Annotated in this window: 13 protein-coding genes and 1 pseudogene; 7 read left to right on the top strand and 7 right to left on the bottom strand. The window is 46.6% G+C overall.

All coding sequences use genetic code 11. The features are described from left to right. Positions 1–102 precede the first annotated feature (102 nt). The 4 genes and pseudogenes from D0A34_13640 to ictB all read left to right on the top strand — a co-directional run bounded on the left by D0A34_13640 (position 103) and on the right by ictB (position 4,296). Positions 103–1,545, top strand: coding sequence for a 1-acyl-sn-glycerol-3-phosphate acyltransferase (locus tag D0A34_13640; protein ID UNU19774.1), 1,443 nt, complete (start codon positions 103–105; stop codon positions 1,543–1,545). A 157-nt stretch (positions 1,546–1,702) separates the two neighbouring features. After that, positions 1,703–2,590 (top strand): sensor histidine kinase, encoded by an 888-nt coding sequence (locus D0A34_13635; GenBank protein ID UNU19773.1) that lies wholly within the window; start codon positions 1,703–1,705, stop codon positions 2,588–2,590. A 17-nt stretch (positions 2,591–2,607) separates the two neighbouring features. After that, positions 2,608–2,772 (top strand): annotated as a pseudogene (locus D0A34_13630) (polymerase). Between the two features lie 60 nt (positions 2,773–2,832). After that, positions 2,833–4,296 (top strand): putative bicarbonate transporter, IctB family, encoded by a 1,464-nt coding sequence (ictB, locus tag D0A34_13625; GenBank protein UNU19772.1) that lies wholly within the window; start codon positions 2,833–2,835, stop codon positions 4,294–4,296. Positions 4,297–4,578: 282 nt separating this feature from the next. Here the strand turns inward: ictB and D0A34_13620 are convergent, their stop codons facing one another. From D0A34_13620 to smpB, 3 genes are all read right to left on the bottom strand, one after another. Beyond that, positions 4,579–4,806, bottom strand: a complete 228-nt coding sequence (locus tag D0A34_13620; GenBank protein ID UNU19771.1) for a hypothetical protein — start codon at positions 4,804–4,806, stop codon at positions 4,579–4,581. Next, positions 4,803–5,528, bottom strand: a complete 726-nt coding sequence (locus D0A34_13615; GenBank protein UNU19770.1) for a tetratricopeptide repeat protein — start codon at positions 5,526–5,528, stop codon at positions 4,803–4,805. The genes D0A34_13620 and D0A34_13615 overlap by 4 nt, the downstream gene beginning before the upstream one ends. A gap of 861 nt (positions 5,529–6,389) precedes the next feature. After that, complete coding sequence (gene smpB, locus D0A34_13610) at positions 6,390–6,857, bottom strand: SsrA-binding protein SmpB (GenBank protein UNU19769.1); 468 nt, start codon at positions 6,855–6,857, stop codon at positions 6,390–6,392. A gap of 142 nt (positions 6,858–6,999) precedes the next feature. Between smpB and xrtO the strand changes: the two genes are divergently transcribed. Both xrtO and D0A34_13600 read left to right on the top strand, forming a co-directional pair. After that, positions 7,000–8,550 carry an exosortase O gene (gene xrtO / locus D0A34_13605; protein ID UNU22288.1) on the top strand — a complete coding sequence of 517 codons (1,551 nt, stop codon included), beginning with the start codon at positions 7,000–7,002 and terminating at the stop codon, positions 8,548–8,550. Beyond that, entirely contained in the window at positions 8,528–11,440 is a 2,913-nt protein-coding gene (locus tag D0A34_13600; protein ID UNU19768.1) for a TIGR02921 family PEP-CTERM protein, read from the top strand. The genes xrtO and D0A34_13600 overlap by 23 nt, the downstream gene beginning before the upstream one ends. A 206-nt stretch (positions 11,441–11,646) precedes the next feature. Here the strand turns inward: D0A34_13600 and D0A34_13595 are convergent, their stop codons facing one another. From D0A34_13595 to D0A34_13580, 4 genes are all read right to left on the bottom strand, one after another. Then, a complete protein-coding gene (locus D0A34_13595; GenBank protein UNU19767.1) occupies positions 11,647–11,949 on the bottom strand; it encodes a Rieske (2Fe-2S) protein in 303 nt (100 codons plus the stop codon). A 142-nt stretch (positions 11,950–12,091) separates the two neighbouring features. After that, positions 12,092–12,760 (bottom strand): hypothetical protein, encoded by a 669-nt coding sequence (locus D0A34_13590; GenBank protein ID UNU19766.1) that lies wholly within the window; start codon positions 12,758–12,760, stop codon positions 12,092–12,094. Between the two features lie 148 nt (positions 12,761–12,908). Beyond that, the gene (locus D0A34_13585) at positions 12,909–13,100 is read right to left on the bottom strand and encodes a DUF3252 domain-containing protein (protein UNU19765.1); all 192 of its coding nucleotides are present in this window, start codon (positions 13,098–13,100) and stop codon (positions 12,909–12,911) included. Between the two features lie 131 nt (positions 13,101–13,231). Continuing rightward, positions 13,232–14,302: an iron-sulfur cluster carrier protein ApbC gene (locus D0A34_13580; protein UNU22287.1), complete on the bottom strand. Its 1,071-nt coding sequence runs from the start codon at positions 14,300–14,302 to the stop codon at positions 13,232–13,234. A 190-nt stretch (positions 14,303–14,492) separates the two neighbouring features. Here D0A34_13580 and D0A34_13575 point away from each other — a divergent pair, with 190 nt between their 5' ends. Further along, positions 14,493–15,536, top strand: coding sequence for an oxygen-dependent coproporphyrinogen oxidase (locus D0A34_13575; GenBank protein UNU19764.1), 1,044 nt, complete (start codon positions 14,493–14,495; stop codon positions 15,534–15,536). Positions 15,537–15,581: the final 45 nt, after the last annotated feature.

Below are 15,581 nucleotides of genomic sequence, written 5' to 3'. Positions count from 1 at the left end.
TCCTCTGCGGTTAATAAAAAAAACTTCAGCATCATAAAAATTGGAAAATTTTACCGCAGCCTAGTAATCTAAAATCTAAAATCTAAAATTTAAAATCGCAAAATGCCCAATTCAATTAGCCAAGTTCAGCCGCCGCTGGAATTCATACCCCCAGCCTACAACCCTCTAGTGATGCAAGGTTGTAAGCAAATATTCCCCTGGTGGCTGCGATTTCGGACGAGTATCAGCCACGTTCAAGCCGAAAACGTCGAAACCCTCGCCGAACTATTCCACCAATTTCAAAATCAGAAAGTTCGCTTCTTGCTAGCCTTCCGCCACCCCAACTCAGACGATCCCTACTGTTTGGGACAACTAATTTGGAAACTCGTTCCCCAGGCAGCGCGCGCCAAAGGCATTCCCCTGCAATTTCCGGTACATTCCCACTTTATCTACGATCGCGGTATTCCCCTGTGGGCCGGTGCGGGAGTCGGCTGGTTGTATTCCCAACTCGGTGGCACTCCGATTGTTCGCGGTAAAATCGATCGCGCCGGATTGCGATCGGCCCGCGATTTATTTGCCAACAGCCAATTCCCGATCGCCGCCGCCCCAGAAGGCGCTACCAACGGTCACAATGAAATAGTCAGTCCCCTCGAACCGGGAATTGCTCAAATGGGTTTCTGGTGCGTTGAAGATTTGCTGAAAGCCGGACGCACTGAAAAAGTTTTAATTGTGCCGATCGGCATTCAATACCGCTATGTCAACCCACCTTGGCAACCCCTAGAAAAACTTTTAACTCAATTAGAAATTGATTGCGGACTGCCACCCTTAGAACGCACCGAGATCGCTAATTTAGAGACTGCAAATCCCGATTCCGAAAACCACAATCACAAATTCCAATATCTGCGCCTGATTCGACTGGGCAGCCATTTGCTAGCAGTAATGGAAGAGTTTTACAGCCGTTTTTATCATAAAAGTTTACATCCTGAAACATCTATTTTAACATCATTATCGCTACCACAACAAACGGCAAATGATTCGGGCAATGAAGTAATGATGGCTCGGCTGAAAGCCCTGTTAGACGTGGGTTTGCAAGTAGCAGAAGAATATTTTAACTTGAAGCCCAAAGGCAGTTTAATAGACCGCTGCCGCCGTGTGGAACAAGCAGGCTGGGAGTATATTTATCGAGAAGATATCAAAGATATTGCAGCACTTTCTCCCTTAGAAAGAGGATTAGCCGATCGCCTCGCTGAAGAAGCAAGTCTTCGGATGTGGCACATGAGACTTGTAGAAAGTTTCGTGTCCGTCACGGGCAGGTACGTCGCAGAACAACTGACAGCAGAACGTTTGGCAGAAACAACTTTACTGCTGTGGGACGTACTGGCTCGAATCAAAGGGGGAAATCCTTTCGGCAGACCGAAGTTGGGCAAACAGCAGGTACAAATGACCGTGGGCGAACCCATATCAGTGAGCCATCGTTGGGATCGATATCAAACCAGCCGCAGGTTAGCAGTTGCCGAACTCACTCAAGACTTGCAATCAGCTTTAGAAGCAATGATTAAATCTTAATTACTCAGATAAGGAAGAGCTTCTAGGGAAGAAGGAATATATATTTTTCTTCGCTACGTTTTTTCTGGGTGAATTATATACAGATTGTTATAGACTTTTGGAATAGGTCTAATGAACCGCAAACCCTCGCTCGACAATGAACCAATAAAAATTAGCGATGACTAACAAACCTATCGATTTGTCTACTAACTCAATTAAAATAAAACTGCTAAATAATTTAGCGCAGGAATTGCTCACACCGCTCACTTCTGTCCTCGGCATGGCAAGCGTGTTGAAACAAGAAATTTATGGCCCCTTAACGAGCAAGCAAAAAGAATATATTGACGTGATCCAAGACAGCAGCCGCTCTTTGCGATCGCTAGTTGAAGAAATTTTGGAACTGTCAGAACTAGATGATTCCGCTTTCACCTTGAAGCGAACCGCAGTCGATATAGAAACTTTGTGCCAGCAGGTTGTGACAATCCTGTCGTCGGTGGCAAGTAGACGAGAGCAAGAAATTAATTTGTCGATGGGGCCCGGGTCGCGCATCTGGTTGGTAGATAAAGATAAGGTTCAGCAAATGCTGCACCACTTAATTTTTAGCATTATTCAATCTGCTGGGGCAGGCAGCGTGATTCGAGTCCACGTTTCTCGGAAAGAAGACGGTATCAACATCGGAGTTTGGGTTTTTCATCCTTGGTTAGGGGAAAGTTTGCCCCATGCTAAACTCTACACCGACTACTTGTTGAGGGCCGGGTCTGGTAGCGGTTCGACATCGAACTCCGAAACCGACTCCCTCGGACTCGAAGCGCAACTCCCGACACAGGGTTCGCAGCGATTAACGCTGGCGTTTTCTGAGTTGGCGGCTTTGGTGGCCCAGAATGCCGAGGATACCGCACCGGTGTTAGCTGGTTACGGGGCCAGGGAACGCTTGGGGCTGCTGCTTTGCTGCCAGTTGGTGGAAATTCAAGGCGGTCAACTCTCAATTCAAGGAGCCCCGGAATCTGGATATCGCTACGTGCTCTGGCTGCCCTGCACAAATGCTACGGAATTGTTGGAAGGGTAAAGAAGGAAGAAGGAAGAAGGAAGAGGGAAGAAGGAAGAGGGAAGAGGGAAGAAGGAAGAGGGAAGAAGGAAGAAGCAGTGTACAGGACGTAACTGCTGAAAGAAGGAAGAAAAATAACTCAACTTTTTTCAATTATCAATTCCCGATTACCAATTCCCGATTACCAATTGCCGATTAGCGATTAGCGATTCCCAATTCCCAATTACCAATTACCGATTACAAAGTACAAATCTAAAATAGCAATGAATTCAGTTTGGCAACAGTTAACTCTGGCAAATTTGCCGCTCTCTCAGTGGCAAAGTAGAAGTTATTTATTCAATTTGGCGATCGGCTCTTTACGCAGTTGGCGACAAAGTAGCTGGCTGATGCAGTGGGCAGAACCCTTGGGTTTTGTTTTGCTGGCCTTGACTTTCGGTTTTGCGCCGTTTGTAAACAATGCCTTGGTGGGGGTGTTGATGGCGGCTAGCGCTGCATTTTGGGTGCTGCTGACTGTTTCGGACGATCGCGAGATTCCCTTCACGCCGATTCATTTGCTGGTACTGCTGTACTGGGGCATTGCCACCGTCGCAACGGCGATGTCGCCGGTCAAAGTCGCCGCTGCTAGTGGTTGGAGCAAGCTAACGCTGTATTTGCTGTTTTTTGCGCTGATGGCTCGGATATTGCGATCGCCCCGTTGGCGATCGTGGTTAATTGCCGTATTTTTGAACGTCTCTTTAATTGTCAGTTTCTACGGCGTGCGGCAGTGGATTGACAAAGTGCCACCATTAGCTACTTGGAACGATCCGACTTCTACTCAAGCCAATGTCACGCGAGTTTACAGCTTTCTGGGAAATCCTAACTTGCTTGGTTCCTATTTACTGCCGGCCATTGCATTGAGCGCCGCCGCACTTTTTGTGTGGAAAGGATGGGGAACAAAAATTTTAGCGCTGACGATGCTGGTGGTGAATTGCGCGTGTTTGCGCTACACCGATAGCCGGGGTGCTTGGATCGGTTTTGTGGCTCTACTGGTGGTATTTTTAGTGCTGCTGTGGTACTGGTACAGCCCTTTGATGCCTCGGTTCTGGCGAACTTGGGCGCTGCCGTTAGGGTTAGGAGGTTTGGCGGGAGCCTTAATTCTGGGAGTGGCTTTAGTGGAACCTCTGCGCGATCGAGTTTCGAGTATGTTTATCGGCCGAGGTGACAGCAGCAACAATTTTCGGATTAATGTTTGGACGGCGGTGATTGACATGATTCGCGATCGACCAATTCTCGGAATTGGGCCGGGAAACACTGCTTTTAATAAAGTTTATCCGCTTTATATGAGGCCGAAATTCACTGCTTTGAGCGCTTATTCGGTGCTGCTGGAAATTGCGGTGGAAACCGGTTTTATCGGTTTAATGTGTTTCCTTTGGCTGATGACTGTCACCGTCAATCAAGGTTTGTTGCAGATCAAACATCTACGGGATTCACAATTTAAGATCTCTAGTTTAGAGGAAGAATCCGAAAATCCCAAATCTAAAATCCCAAATCTAAAATCGAGTCAGGGGTTTTGGTTGATTGGGGCGATCGCAACTTTAGCCGGCATGATGGCCCACGGTTTTGTCGATACAGTTTGGTACCGACCGGAAGTGAATATGCTTTGGTGGTTGATGGTGGCGATTATTGCTAGTTTTTACAGCAACTCACATCAGCAGCAGCAAGATTCAGCTTTGACGGAGGGCGAGTAGATAGAATTGCTGGCGGGGATTTTCTCCCCGCCCGGTGCGGATTCCAGCAATAGCCGATACAGCAATGATTAAGAGTTATATCAGTGCAAAAAAAGAATGCAGCTTTATGCAAGCTGCAAACCCTTATAGGCATAAGTTATTTCCCATTCTTCAATTCTTGATCTCAAATCTCAAATGCTATAAGGTGCGGACGGCGCACCCTGCATACTACTACTACATACTACATACCTGTTTGTGTAAAGTGGTGATGGTACACTCTACAAAATTTATTGAAAATAACCCTTATTCTTCGCTCTCCGGAGGCATGGTGAATCTCGGACACGCATATTTTCCACCATTTTTATCTTTGCACTGTCGCATCGACTGACTCGAGTTCAACAGCATCTCGACTGATTCATTAACGGCAGATTTAACAGTCGCAGGAGTTGGCACTGCTTTTGAGGCTTGACTTAGCTCCAGTACCGTTATAATTGCCAGTATGGTTGATGAAAGCAAAACTGTGCGTTTCATTTATTTGTTTTTTCCTCGTTTAATCGTTGACGTGCCATCCCTATCCATATATCCTCATCGAATTCTTGAGAATCCGCATACTTTAGACAAATTTTCCACTGCGGTAGCGCTTCCTTAGTATTTTTCATCTTTTCTAGGACTTGCGCTTTTAAGCAGTAAGTTGCTGGTCCTTCACTATCAAGTTTAATCGCTGCATCCAGATGTTGCAATGCCTCTGAATATCGACCCTGTTCCAGCCGAGCCCATCCCAAGTTTTTGAGTAAAGAATATTTGACTCGATCATCCTCTGCTAATTTCAAACCTTGCCACAGGAAGTGAACGGCAGCCGGATAGTTTTTTTGATCAACTATATATAATCGAGCCAGATTGCTGTAAGCAGCAGGCAGACCGAGTTTTGCAGCTTGCAGATATTTTCCTCGGGCGCATTGTAAATCTTGCACCTCTTCACAAAGCCATCCTAAATTGTAAAGAGCTGTTCGGCTTTTTGGATCTACCCAGAGCGCTAACTCATATGCTTGTTGAGTATCCGCCAATCGATTGGCTTTGTAGTTTTCAAACGCAATATTATTAAAAAAAGATGCCAGTTCCGGCAAAGCAATTTTCCAGCCGCCAAAGCCTACTGCTAGCATCAGCAAGAAGGCTCCCCACTTGGAGTTCTGATGCTTTTTTGCTGGCTCTTTCATGGCATTGAAAATGTTAGCTAATGGTGTCATTTTTAGCATTTTTTAACTTGAGAGTTGGGCGATATTTTGTTTGCCAGATTTAATTGCCACCCTAATGGCATCAGAGTCTTACGAAATGACTCAGGTTTGAGCTTATTTCTCATAAGAGTTTGTCAGTCCACAGCCAAATGCTTGGGTAATGCCCCACTACCCAGATGTATTCGAGCATAGGTTAATCATTCATGAGGCTCCACAAGCAATCCGGATATTTTCAGAAAAAAGGAAGCGGGAAGCAGGAAGAAGGTAGAACTGTGGCCCTTACCTAAGTAATAATACTTAGTCAGCGATCGGTCGATCGACAGTATGCGACTGTATGAGGAGATACAGCGTATTCCAGGTTTATCAAGTGTAGGGACTTACCCTGGGCCGTTTCCCTACGGGGATGGAAGCGGGAAGCAGGAAGAAGGTAGAACTGTTGCCATGCCTAAGTAATAATACTTAGTCAGCGGTCAGCCGATCGACAGTATGCGACTGTATGAGGAGATACAGCGTATTCCAGGTTTATGAAGTGTAGGGACTTACCCTGAGCCGTTTCCCTACGGAGATGGAACGAGCTGGGGTTTAGTTCCTCAACATAGAATCTGCTGTAAGATGGGCTCGGGTGAAATAACTCTAATTAAGTTTGTAGTGACGATGGAAGTCCTCAAAATCCTCAAGGGAGGATTTTGAAAAATATTATGATGAGTTATTAACCGAAATCGATTTAAAATAGCCAATCATTAATGAGCAATCACCAATAATGAATCACTAATGACTCCTGACTAATAAACATCTCCATAAATTAACTTTCAACCTTCGAGTAGCAAAGGTTTTAGTTTATTGTTCGGAGATGTTTAATGACTAATGACTAAATGACTCTGACTAAAATTGCTTCATCGCTCTTTCCATATCTCGCTTATCTTCGCGTTTCTTCAAATCTTCACGCTTGTCGTACAGTTTTTTCCCTTTACCCAAACCGATATCCAGTTTTACCCAGCCGCCTTTCAAATACATTTTTAACGGCACTAAAGTCAAGCCTTTTTCTTCCACTTTGCCGATTAATTTGCGAATTTCCTGCTTGTGCATCAGCAATTTACGGGTGCGGCGGGGTTCGTGATTAAAATAGTTGCTAGCACTTCTCCAAGGCGAAATGTGAACGTTGATCAGCCACAGTTCCCCGTTCCGAACTAAACCATATCCGTCCCGCAAATTGGCTTTTCCTTCCCGAATTGATTTGACTTCGGTTCCCTTCAACTCGATGCCCACTTGGTATGTCTCTATAATTTCATAGAGATGGCGCGCTTGTCGGTTATCGCTAACAATTTTGTATCCTGGGCTTTTTTCGCTCATTTTTACCTCGGCTAAAATTAATTATTATAACGCTAGCTTATCTGTAGAAAAAATCGAAGCTTGACAAAACTTAAATAATCGGTCTAGACATTACCAATTTGGCTGAGCTAAGATGTCACCAACGTGAATGTCAAGCGGTATCATGCAGCGCACCAATATCACTGATTCTGCAATTCCAGATTCTGTTACTCCTCATCCTGCGGTTAATTGGGTTTGGCTGGCTCCTTTTTTACTGGCGCTTGCTTGGTTTTGGGCCAATATCTTGGCAGTTAAGTGGCTGTTATCCTCGTTTGTTGAGATACCCACACTGTACAAGATAGTAATTGGTTTTTTGATTGTAGCATTAGTAGTGCGATCGATTGGCAACTCCGATCGCCCGCCGGGATTTTCGCCAAATTTCGTTTTGAGGCGAGATCCGTTGGTGTTGATGTTGGGTGCGGGTATTTGCTCGATCGCGCTTCAGTACATAATTGATATCAAACAAGTTACTGTCCTCCTATTTATCCTCGGAACTTACGGGCTGTGCGGCTTATTGGTGGAGCAGAACTTTTGGCAAAAAAACTTGCCAGTTGCCGGCTTGCTAGCTTGTATTTTACCATTCAACAGTCAGTTTAATAGCGGATTAGGTTTGCCGGCGCGAGTGCTGACTGCTCAGGTAGTAGAACAGTTGCTCTCAATGCTGCACGTTGCGGCTATTTCTTCTTACGATATTATCCTTTTGGAAAACGGCATCGCTCACGTTGACGTGCCTTGTAGCGGCATTAAAACCCTCTTAGTCGGAACGCTATTTTTGCTATCTGCTACCTGGCTGGAAGGGCGTAAATTGAGTTTAAGATGGCTAGCAGTCGGCGCTGCTAATCTCTTAATGTTGGTGTCTGCTAACGCTGCGCGGGTTGCCGTGTTAGTCCTGGTTTCAGAAGTGTTTAACCAGCCAAAAATAGCAGAAATTATTCACGTTCCTCTGGGAATTGTCGGTTTAGTATGTGCTTGTTTTGTGACCTGGTTAATGCTGCAACGAGTACCGAAATTCCAGCCAGAAAAAACCAGCGGTATTTCTGCAAAACTCAACTCAGAAATTCTCGAAAATCACCCTTTAGCCAAACCAGGAATAATTGCAGCAGTCACAGTTTTGGCAGTCATGGCTCAACTGTCTCATGTAGAAACGTCAAAAATGGCGATCGCACCTTTAAGATTGCCTGAATATATTAAATCAGAGTCGATTCCCCTGAATGCTAGCGAACAAAAATTCTTTGGCAACTATCCGGACACGCAAACACAAAAAATCAGATTTGTCGCCGGCAACTTGCGCGGTTCCATGCTCACAGTAGCCAGCACATCCTGGCAAACTTATCACGCCCCCGAGTTGTGTTTTGTAGCGAGCGGAATTCCCGTCAATCGCATAGAAAAAAAACAACTAACTCCTGCTGTAACGGGGCGCTGGCTGTCTCTCAAAGAGAACCAACTATCCGCTACATACTGGCTGCAATCTGCACAGCATACTACCGATAACTTCTTGTCGCGCATCGGCAGCGATCTCACTCACAAAAATCACAATTGGGTGCTAGTTTCCATTTTATTTAACAGTTCGTTACCCGCCGAAAATCCTGAAGTAAAAGAGTTTGCTGGTAACGTCTACGCTAGCGTTAAACAAAGCTTACAAGGAGAAATGAATGAAAATCAAACAGGTATTTGATGGAATTTTAAAAAGAATTTTTTGGTTCTGGAATTTGAGTTTTTTATCGCTTGTTTACTTGGGAATTTTGCCGATTATAGGAGTGCCATTAATTATGGCGACAATCGATGGCATCATCCCGCTAGAGTTTACTTTGACGATGGCAGCTACGATCGCAGTACCCACTGTATGTACAGTAATAGGATCTAGGCTTTTTAGCAAGCAACCCCTAGAGCTAATGCGTTGGTTTTACGGCGTAGAAGCACCGCTATTTTTGCTGTGTTTGCTCCGCTTGTTCCTGCTGCGAGAACTCACCCCAGCTAGTTCTCAAATCATCGCTACTATTGCTTTGTGCATTGCAGCATTTTCAGTGGAAATGCTGTACGGATATCTGGGTAAAAGAGAAAATGTTCAAAATATCTCAGATTCTCAAACTTCCCATAAGAAACAGCCTCGTTTTTTAAGGTTGATCGGAGAAAAACGAAGTGCGTGGCTGCAATTAGGATGCCACAGTTTAATGCTAGTAGTGGGCATTTGGGCGGCAACATTGCTGATGTATTACGCTATACCTGTGGGATTAGTGACAGTTGCTGGATTCTTCAGTGCAGTGATTGAATTCTTCAAGTTTACATGGGTATTACCCTTTTGGGATATGTTTAGATACGGGGCGTGGGTATGGGGTTTAATTTCGGGTTTAACTTGGATAGCGCTATTCTTGATATTCTTTGGTTTAACCTGTAGCTTATTCGTTGTCATGCCTTCGCTGTACGGCTTTCTCTACATTCATTCCGGGCGGAAAATATGGCAGAGTTTTGCTGCACAATACGGGAAAAATAAAGCGTTAATCGGAAGTTTGGGAGTCATAGCAGCTTGGCTGGCTATTTTCTCGGCTTTGCAGCAGCAGCCGCAAGTTGCAGCACTGAAAATGCTGGCGACTCCCCCCGCAAATGACACGGTTCGCCAAACTTTATTAGCCAAGTCTGATATGATTCGCTCGGGCTTAGTTAACGCTTATTTGTCCCCTTACCGCTACCTCAGCACTGTAGGAGAAAACAACCACATTTATGAGATATACAAAAATACTTTGAATTTGCCTGACGGAGCAGCTCAAACGGTGCAGAACAGCTATAATTTTTTAATGTCGCCGTTTTTGTATCAAGGCTCTAGTGCTGATGTGGAAAAAGCCGAAAAACTCTACGGCGAATTCTTCGATACGGAACTGCAAAAAGGCGACACAGAAGTAGTAAAACACGCGGTGCAGTCAACCTCAAACCGCGAAGAAGCAAAAGCCGGTTTGCTGAATGTCAATCAAGAAAAAGTATGGTTGCAGTCGCAAGAAGTGACAGTCAAAGAAAACGGCGATTGGGCAGACGTTCAACTCTACGAAGTTTACAAAAATCAAACGCCGAACTTGCAAGAAGTATTTTACTACTTTTCCCTGCCTGAAAGCGCCGCAGTTACAGGAGTTTGGCTAGGAGATACTGCGGATTTAAACAAACGTTTTGTATTTACGGTATCGCCTCGCGGTGCCGCACAGCAAGTTTACAACCAGCAGGTAGTAGAAAGAGTCGATCCGGCTTTGCTAGAACAAATTGGCCCCAAACAATACCGTTTGCGGGCTTTTCCAATCCCGGCTAAAAGAGAATTCACCCTAAGTGACGGGCCAACCGAAATGCACCTGTGGCTTACTTACAAAGTCATGCGGCAGCCGCAGGGTTGGGCGATGCCTGTTTTAGCTGAAAAACGCAACATTTTTTGGAACCAAAATACTCGCCGCACGATCGCCGGGAAAGAGGTAAAATACAGCGGGAAAGAAGCAAGAGAAACTTGGCTGCCACCCTTTTTGCCCGCAGTCGCACAGCAACCGCTAACCGCGCAGCAGGCGATTCTACCGGGAGGAAATATCATTTCTGCTAAGCCGCTGGCTGATGCAAGTTACTCGCTACCGCAAGGCAAGAAATTTGCAGTTATTCTCGATACTTCCCGCAGCATGGCGGCGGAAAGTAAGGAAGTAAAAGAGACTTTTGAATGGTTGAAAGCTAATGCAGCCGGAAAAAATGCTGTTGATTTGTATGTCGCCAGCGCTGCGGGAATGCCACCTAAGTTTGTGGAAGATGTACGCAATTTCGATGCCGCAAAGGTGACATTTTACGGTACAATCCAGCTCAAAGATATGCTGCAACGGTTTGCACAGTTGCGGGGCGATAAAAGTTACGATACTGTATTTGTGGTGAGTGATCGCCACAGTTACGAATTATCGGACGATCGCAAACCTAAAGTTTCCATCTCTCCACCGCTGTGGACAGTGCATTTGGGAGGTTTGCCCCCCGGCTACGACGATGCAACTTTGAAGGTTATTCAAGATAGCGGCGGCGGAGTTGCTACGGATATGAAAGAGGCGATGCAGCGAGTAGCAACAACAGCAGCTTCGGGCCCATCTACAGTTAGCGTTGTTGACGGCTATGCTTGGAGTTATGCCAAAACGCCACAGTCGGAAAAAACTGCAAAATCGGCGGCCGTCGCAGAGTCAAAAAAGGCCGGAAATGAAGGCTTTAAACCGATAGCTGCGCGGCAGTTGATAACTGCACTTAGCAAGCAGAAAAGTTCCAATCAATTGACGCAACTGGATGCGATGCACGCAGTAGCTAAAAATTTCAAAGTGGTGACGCCTTATTCTTCGATGATTGTGTTAGTTAATGACGCGCAAAGGGAGCAGCTAAAAGCAGCGGAAGCTAAGAGCGATCGATTTGACAGAGAGGTAGAATCTGGTAAGGAACAGTTAAGTAAGCCGAATAATCCTCTGAATGTTTCGGGGGTTCCTGAACCGGAAGAATGGCTGCTTTTGGCGGTAGGTGCGATCGGGCTTTTGGCGGTTTTCCTCCGCCAGCGGCGCGCGAAAATGGTAGGTTGAAACATTGACCGGCGCTTGAAACCGCTTAAGAGTCAAACCTTAGTCCGCATAAGCGCTTCGCGCAAGCTACGCCAATGCGGACTAAAAGGGCGAGGGGGTATTTAAGCCGGATTGAATATCCAATATTAATCTACAGTCGTCTAAAGACGACTTTAGCTATGAGACAGGGGTTTAAACCCCTGTCGGACTGAACGACTAACGCATAACTAATCTATTTCTACAAAAACGCGATCGCCCTCAATCTTTACCGGATAAGATTCCAGAGAATCGCTGGGTGCATTCACACATTTACCCGTATCTAATTTGTACTGATACTTATGAAAAGGACAGGTAAGGATACCGCTGCTTACCTTACCCATGTCGATCGGATATTCTAAATGAGTGCAAGCATTGCGGTAACAAGTGACATTCAGGCCTTGACGATTCAAAATCACTGAAGTTTCCTCAACTTTTACCTTCAACACACCCCCTTCGGGAACTTGATTTAGCGCTGTTACCTCTACCCACATAAAATATTTGGCCTCCAAAAAACCTGATCTGGACTGACGCAGAACCTAATTATCTAGGGTGCACATTGCACACCTTACTGCTATCCGTAGCGTGTCAAACCACTTTTTGCGTAAGTCCAGATTATCTTATTCCAGCTTTTCCCTACGGATGAATCTGACTCAAAATCACCCTCAACCTGTCATAATCATCCTTCAACAAAACACTCAAACTCCTCCCCGCTTCCACCAACCAAGATCGATCGCGCATCCGCAACTGATAAATCTCCCGAATCGCCGCCGCCGTCAGCGCCTCCACCGGCGCATTAGCCACCCCCAGCAGCGTCCTCAAAAAATCCAACTGCACGGTAAAATCAATCACCTCATCCGGTTCGCAGCGATAAACCGCCTGGTGAATTTGCGGGGGGCGCGGCGGCAAATACTGATAAATTTTACCCCTCGATGGGCCGTGACCGTTCAACCTTTCCGGCGCAGCCTCAAACCCCACAATCGCCACTCGAAACTCGGTTTTGAGCATCGCAAAAATCTGCGGTTGTTCTTCCCGCAACTCTTCCAGCGACAAACCCAAAGCGCGAGCTCTGTGCACCGAGTCGATCGGGCTAGTCGTAGCGTAATAAACCACGCCGTAAATTTGATTTTTCGACTCTTCATCCTCGGCCTTCACCCAACTCCCAAAAGGCGGCATCACGGGAAAGCTTAAGTCTTCCGGTTCCAAACATTGAGCCAAAAACTCCGAAGTTGCCGTCTCGATTACCTCAGCAATGCGATCGGGGTGACGCTCTTTTGTAGCAAATTGGGGTAAAGGTAAACGCATAGTTTTAGTGATTAGTCATTAGTCATTACTCATTAGTCATCAGTTATCAGTCATTAGTCATTAGTCAAGGGTTTTCATTTAGTACCCTGGTCTTGGGTACTTTTTACAAATTACGCATTACCCTTTACCAATGACTAATGACCGCTGACTATTTCACGCGACCAGCCGTAGCATCGACAAGTTCCAACTGCGACAGCCGGAACGTGATCAGCTTGTCCCAATTGCCACCTTCAAACAGTACCGCGACCTTCCCATCGCTAACTCGCTGAACTTGTCCTTGAAAGGCGTAGTAAATCTCACCCTTATCTTTAACTCGAACTGCCGAACCTGGAAAAATCATAATTCTTTGAATGTTAAGTTTGCTCTTTATAGCTTACCTTTTCTCGTTTCTAGTTCCCAAGCAGAGCCTGAGAACTAGGCAAATCTTCGTCAACCCGAAGACACCAGGCAAAGCCCAGAAACGAGAGTTTGTTAGGCTAAGGCTGCTACGGAAACTTTACCCGCAATGCGGCCCGCGATCGCCCGCAACTCCCTAGCTGAAGCAGAACCCGGTTGCCCCACTACGATCGGCACCCCCGAATCCCCACCTTCCCGCAACGGAATTTCCAGCGGAATCCGACCTAACAGCGGCACTCCCAACTCAGCAGCAGTCTTTTCCCCGCCACCGGAACCGAAAATATCGTATTGCTTGTCGGGCATATCCGGCGGCACAAAATAGCTCATGTTTTCCACAATTCCCAACACCGACACTCCCAACTGCTGGAACATCTTTAAACCCTTGCGGGAGTCCAACAATGCCACAGTCTGCGGCGTCGTCACGATCACCACACCAGCCATCGGCACCGCTTGCGCCATAGTCAACTGCGCGTCTCCAGTACCCGGAGGCATATCGACAATCAAATAGTCTAAATCGCCCCAATTCACCTGATAGAGGAACTGTCGAATGATCCCATTCAACATCGGGCCGCGCCAAATCACGGGTTGGTCTTTGTCAATTAAAAACGCCATCGACACCAATTTGACGCCGTAATTAAAAGCGGGTTCGAGGCTTTCCCCGCTTTTTCCGTCCCTAACCATCACTTTCGCGTCCCCCAGACCCAACATTGTCGGGTCGTTGGGCCCATAGATATCCGCATCCAGCAAACCTACCTTAGCGCCGGTTTGCGCCAGCGCTACTGCCACATTTACCGCCACCGTGCTTTTGCCGACGCCGCCTTTACCGCTGGAAATTGCGATAATATTTTTAACGCCTTCAATGCCTTGGCGATCGACCACTCCCTTCTGCTGTGGCGTCTCGGCTGTCACCTCCACCGCCACTTTTTCGACTCCTGGCAACTGTTTGACCGCTTTTTGGCAATCTTCGACAATAAATTCTCGCAGCGGGCAAGCAGGCGTTGTCAGCACTAAAGTAAAACTGACGACACCGCCGTCAATTTTGATGTTACGAATCATGTTCAATTCCACCAAACTCTTTTGCAGTTCGGGGTCTTGCACAGGTCGCAGGATTTCTAAGACTGAACTAACATCGAGTGTATTGGGCATTGTGTTCTCCACCATAGCTCTGCAATTGGGTTAGCGAATTTTCGATCGCAGGTTTAAGTATATTTTTATTGCTATTTTTTAATGTAACTTCATAGCGATCATTTGCAGACCTACGGTGGCATAATTACATGACGACTGGATTTGGGATTCATCGCCCATCTAAGACTCAAATCTGACAACAGAAAATTTTATGACAGTTTCTACAACACTTAAAACCGCCACTTCCCCGTTTTTGCCACCCGCTGACTCTAGAGCTAGAGTCAGCCAATTTATGAAAAGCCTACAAGACGAAATTTGTCAATCCCTCGAACAGCTCGATGGCGTTGGCAAATTTAAGGAGGACTCTTGGGAACGCTCCGAAGGCGGCGGCGGACGTTCTCGCGTCATACGCGAAGGCGATGTTTTTGAACAAGGCGGAGTCAATTTTTCCCAAGTGTGGGGCGAAAGTTTGCCGGCTTTGATTCTGGCAAAGCACCCTGAAGCTGCTGGGCACGATTTCTATGCAACAGGCACTTCGATGGTGCTGCACCCCCGCAATCCATACTTGCCTACGGTTCACCTGAATTACCGCTATTTTGAGGCCGGCCCGATTTGGTGGTTTGGCGGCGGTGTAGATTTGACTCCTTATTACCCGTTGGCTGAGGATGCAGCTCATTTTCACAAAACTCTGAAAGCAGTTTGCGATCGCCACCATCCCGGATATTATCCGACCTTTAAACTCTGGTGCGACGAATATTTCTACCTCCCCCACCGCCAAGAAACCCGGGGCGTGGGCGGCCTGTTTTTTGACTACCAAAGCGCTCAAGGCGCGCTTTACCGCGACCATCATGTCAAAGGTAAAGCCGCTGAGTGCAGCCACAACATCGGCGTGCCGGAACCTAGAACTTGGGAGTCGCTGTTCGCCTTCGTACAGGATTGCGGTCGGGCATTTTTGCCGGCTTACACCCCTATTATTGAAAAGCACCGATCGAAAGAATACGGCGAGCGCGAGCGTAATTTCCAACTTTACCGCCGCGGCCGTTACGTTGAATTTAACTTGGTGTACGATCGAGGCACGACCTTTGGCTTGCAGACCAACGGACGCACCGAATCGATTCTAATGTCCCTGCCACCTTTGGTACGCTGGGAATACTGTTACGAGCCAGAACCCAACTCTCCCGAAGCCGAACTCTACTCGAAGTTCTTAAAACCGCAAGATTGGGCGAATTGGATGCCTCAGCAGTCACCGACCTGAGTTAAACTACTGGGACAGTAACCACCGCGATAGATAATAAATTTG

This window comes from Microcoleus vaginatus PCC 9802 (assembly GCA_022701275.1).
Lineage (GTDB): Bacteria > Cyanobacteriota > Cyanobacteriia > Cyanobacteriales > Microcoleaceae > Microcoleus > Microcoleus vaginatus_A.
The sequence above is the reverse complement of the archived record's forward strand: the minus strand, read 5'-3'. Positions and strand labels throughout refer to the sequence as shown.

Bases quoted from the DNA above. Each gene is read 5' to 3' on its own strand.
- D0A34_13640 (UNU19774.1), top strand. From the start codon at position 103: ATGCCCAATTCAATTAGCCAAGTTCAGCCGCCGCTGGAATTCATACCC.
- D0A34_13635 (UNU19773.1), top strand. From the start codon at position 1,703: ATGACTAACAAACCTATCGATTTGTCTACTAACTCAATTAAAATAAAA.
- ictB (UNU19772.1), top strand. From the start codon at position 2,833: ATGAATTCAGTTTGGCAACAGTTAACTCTGGCAAATTTGCCGCTCTCT.
- D0A34_13620 (UNU19771.1), bottom strand. From the start codon at position 4,806: ATGAAACGCACAGTTTTGCTTTCATCAACCATACTGGCAATTATAACG.
- D0A34_13615 (UNU19770.1), bottom strand. From the start codon at position 5,528: ATGCTAAAAATGACACCATTAGCTAACATTTTCAATGCCATGAAAGAG.
- smpB (UNU19769.1), bottom strand. From the start codon at position 6,857: ATGAGCGAAAAAAGCCCAGGATACAAAATTGTTAGCGATAACCGACAA.
- xrtO (UNU22288.1), top strand. From the start codon at position 7,000: ATGCAGCGCACCAATATCACTGATTCTGCAATTCCAGATTCTGTTACT.
- D0A34_13600 (UNU19768.1), top strand. From the start codon at position 8,528: ATGAAAATCAAACAGGTATTTGATGGAATTTTAAAAAGAATTTTTTGG.
- D0A34_13595 (UNU19767.1), bottom strand. From the start codon at position 11,949: ATGTGGGTAGAGGTAACAGCGCTAAATCAAGTTCCCGAAGGGGGTGTG.
- D0A34_13590 (UNU19766.1), bottom strand. From the start codon at position 12,760: ATGCGTTTACCTTTACCCCAATTTGCTACAAAAGAGCGTCACCCCGAT.
- D0A34_13585 (UNU19765.1), bottom strand. From the start codon at position 13,100: ATGATTTTTCCAGGTTCGGCAGTTCGAGTTAAAGATAAGGGTGAGATT.
- D0A34_13580 (UNU22287.1), bottom strand. From the start codon at position 14,302: ATGCCCAATACACTCGATGTTAGTTCAGTCTTAGAAATCCTGCGACCT.
- D0A34_13575 (UNU19764.1), top strand. From the start codon at position 14,493: ATGACAGTTTCTACAACACTTAAAACCGCCACTTCCCCGTTTTTGCCA.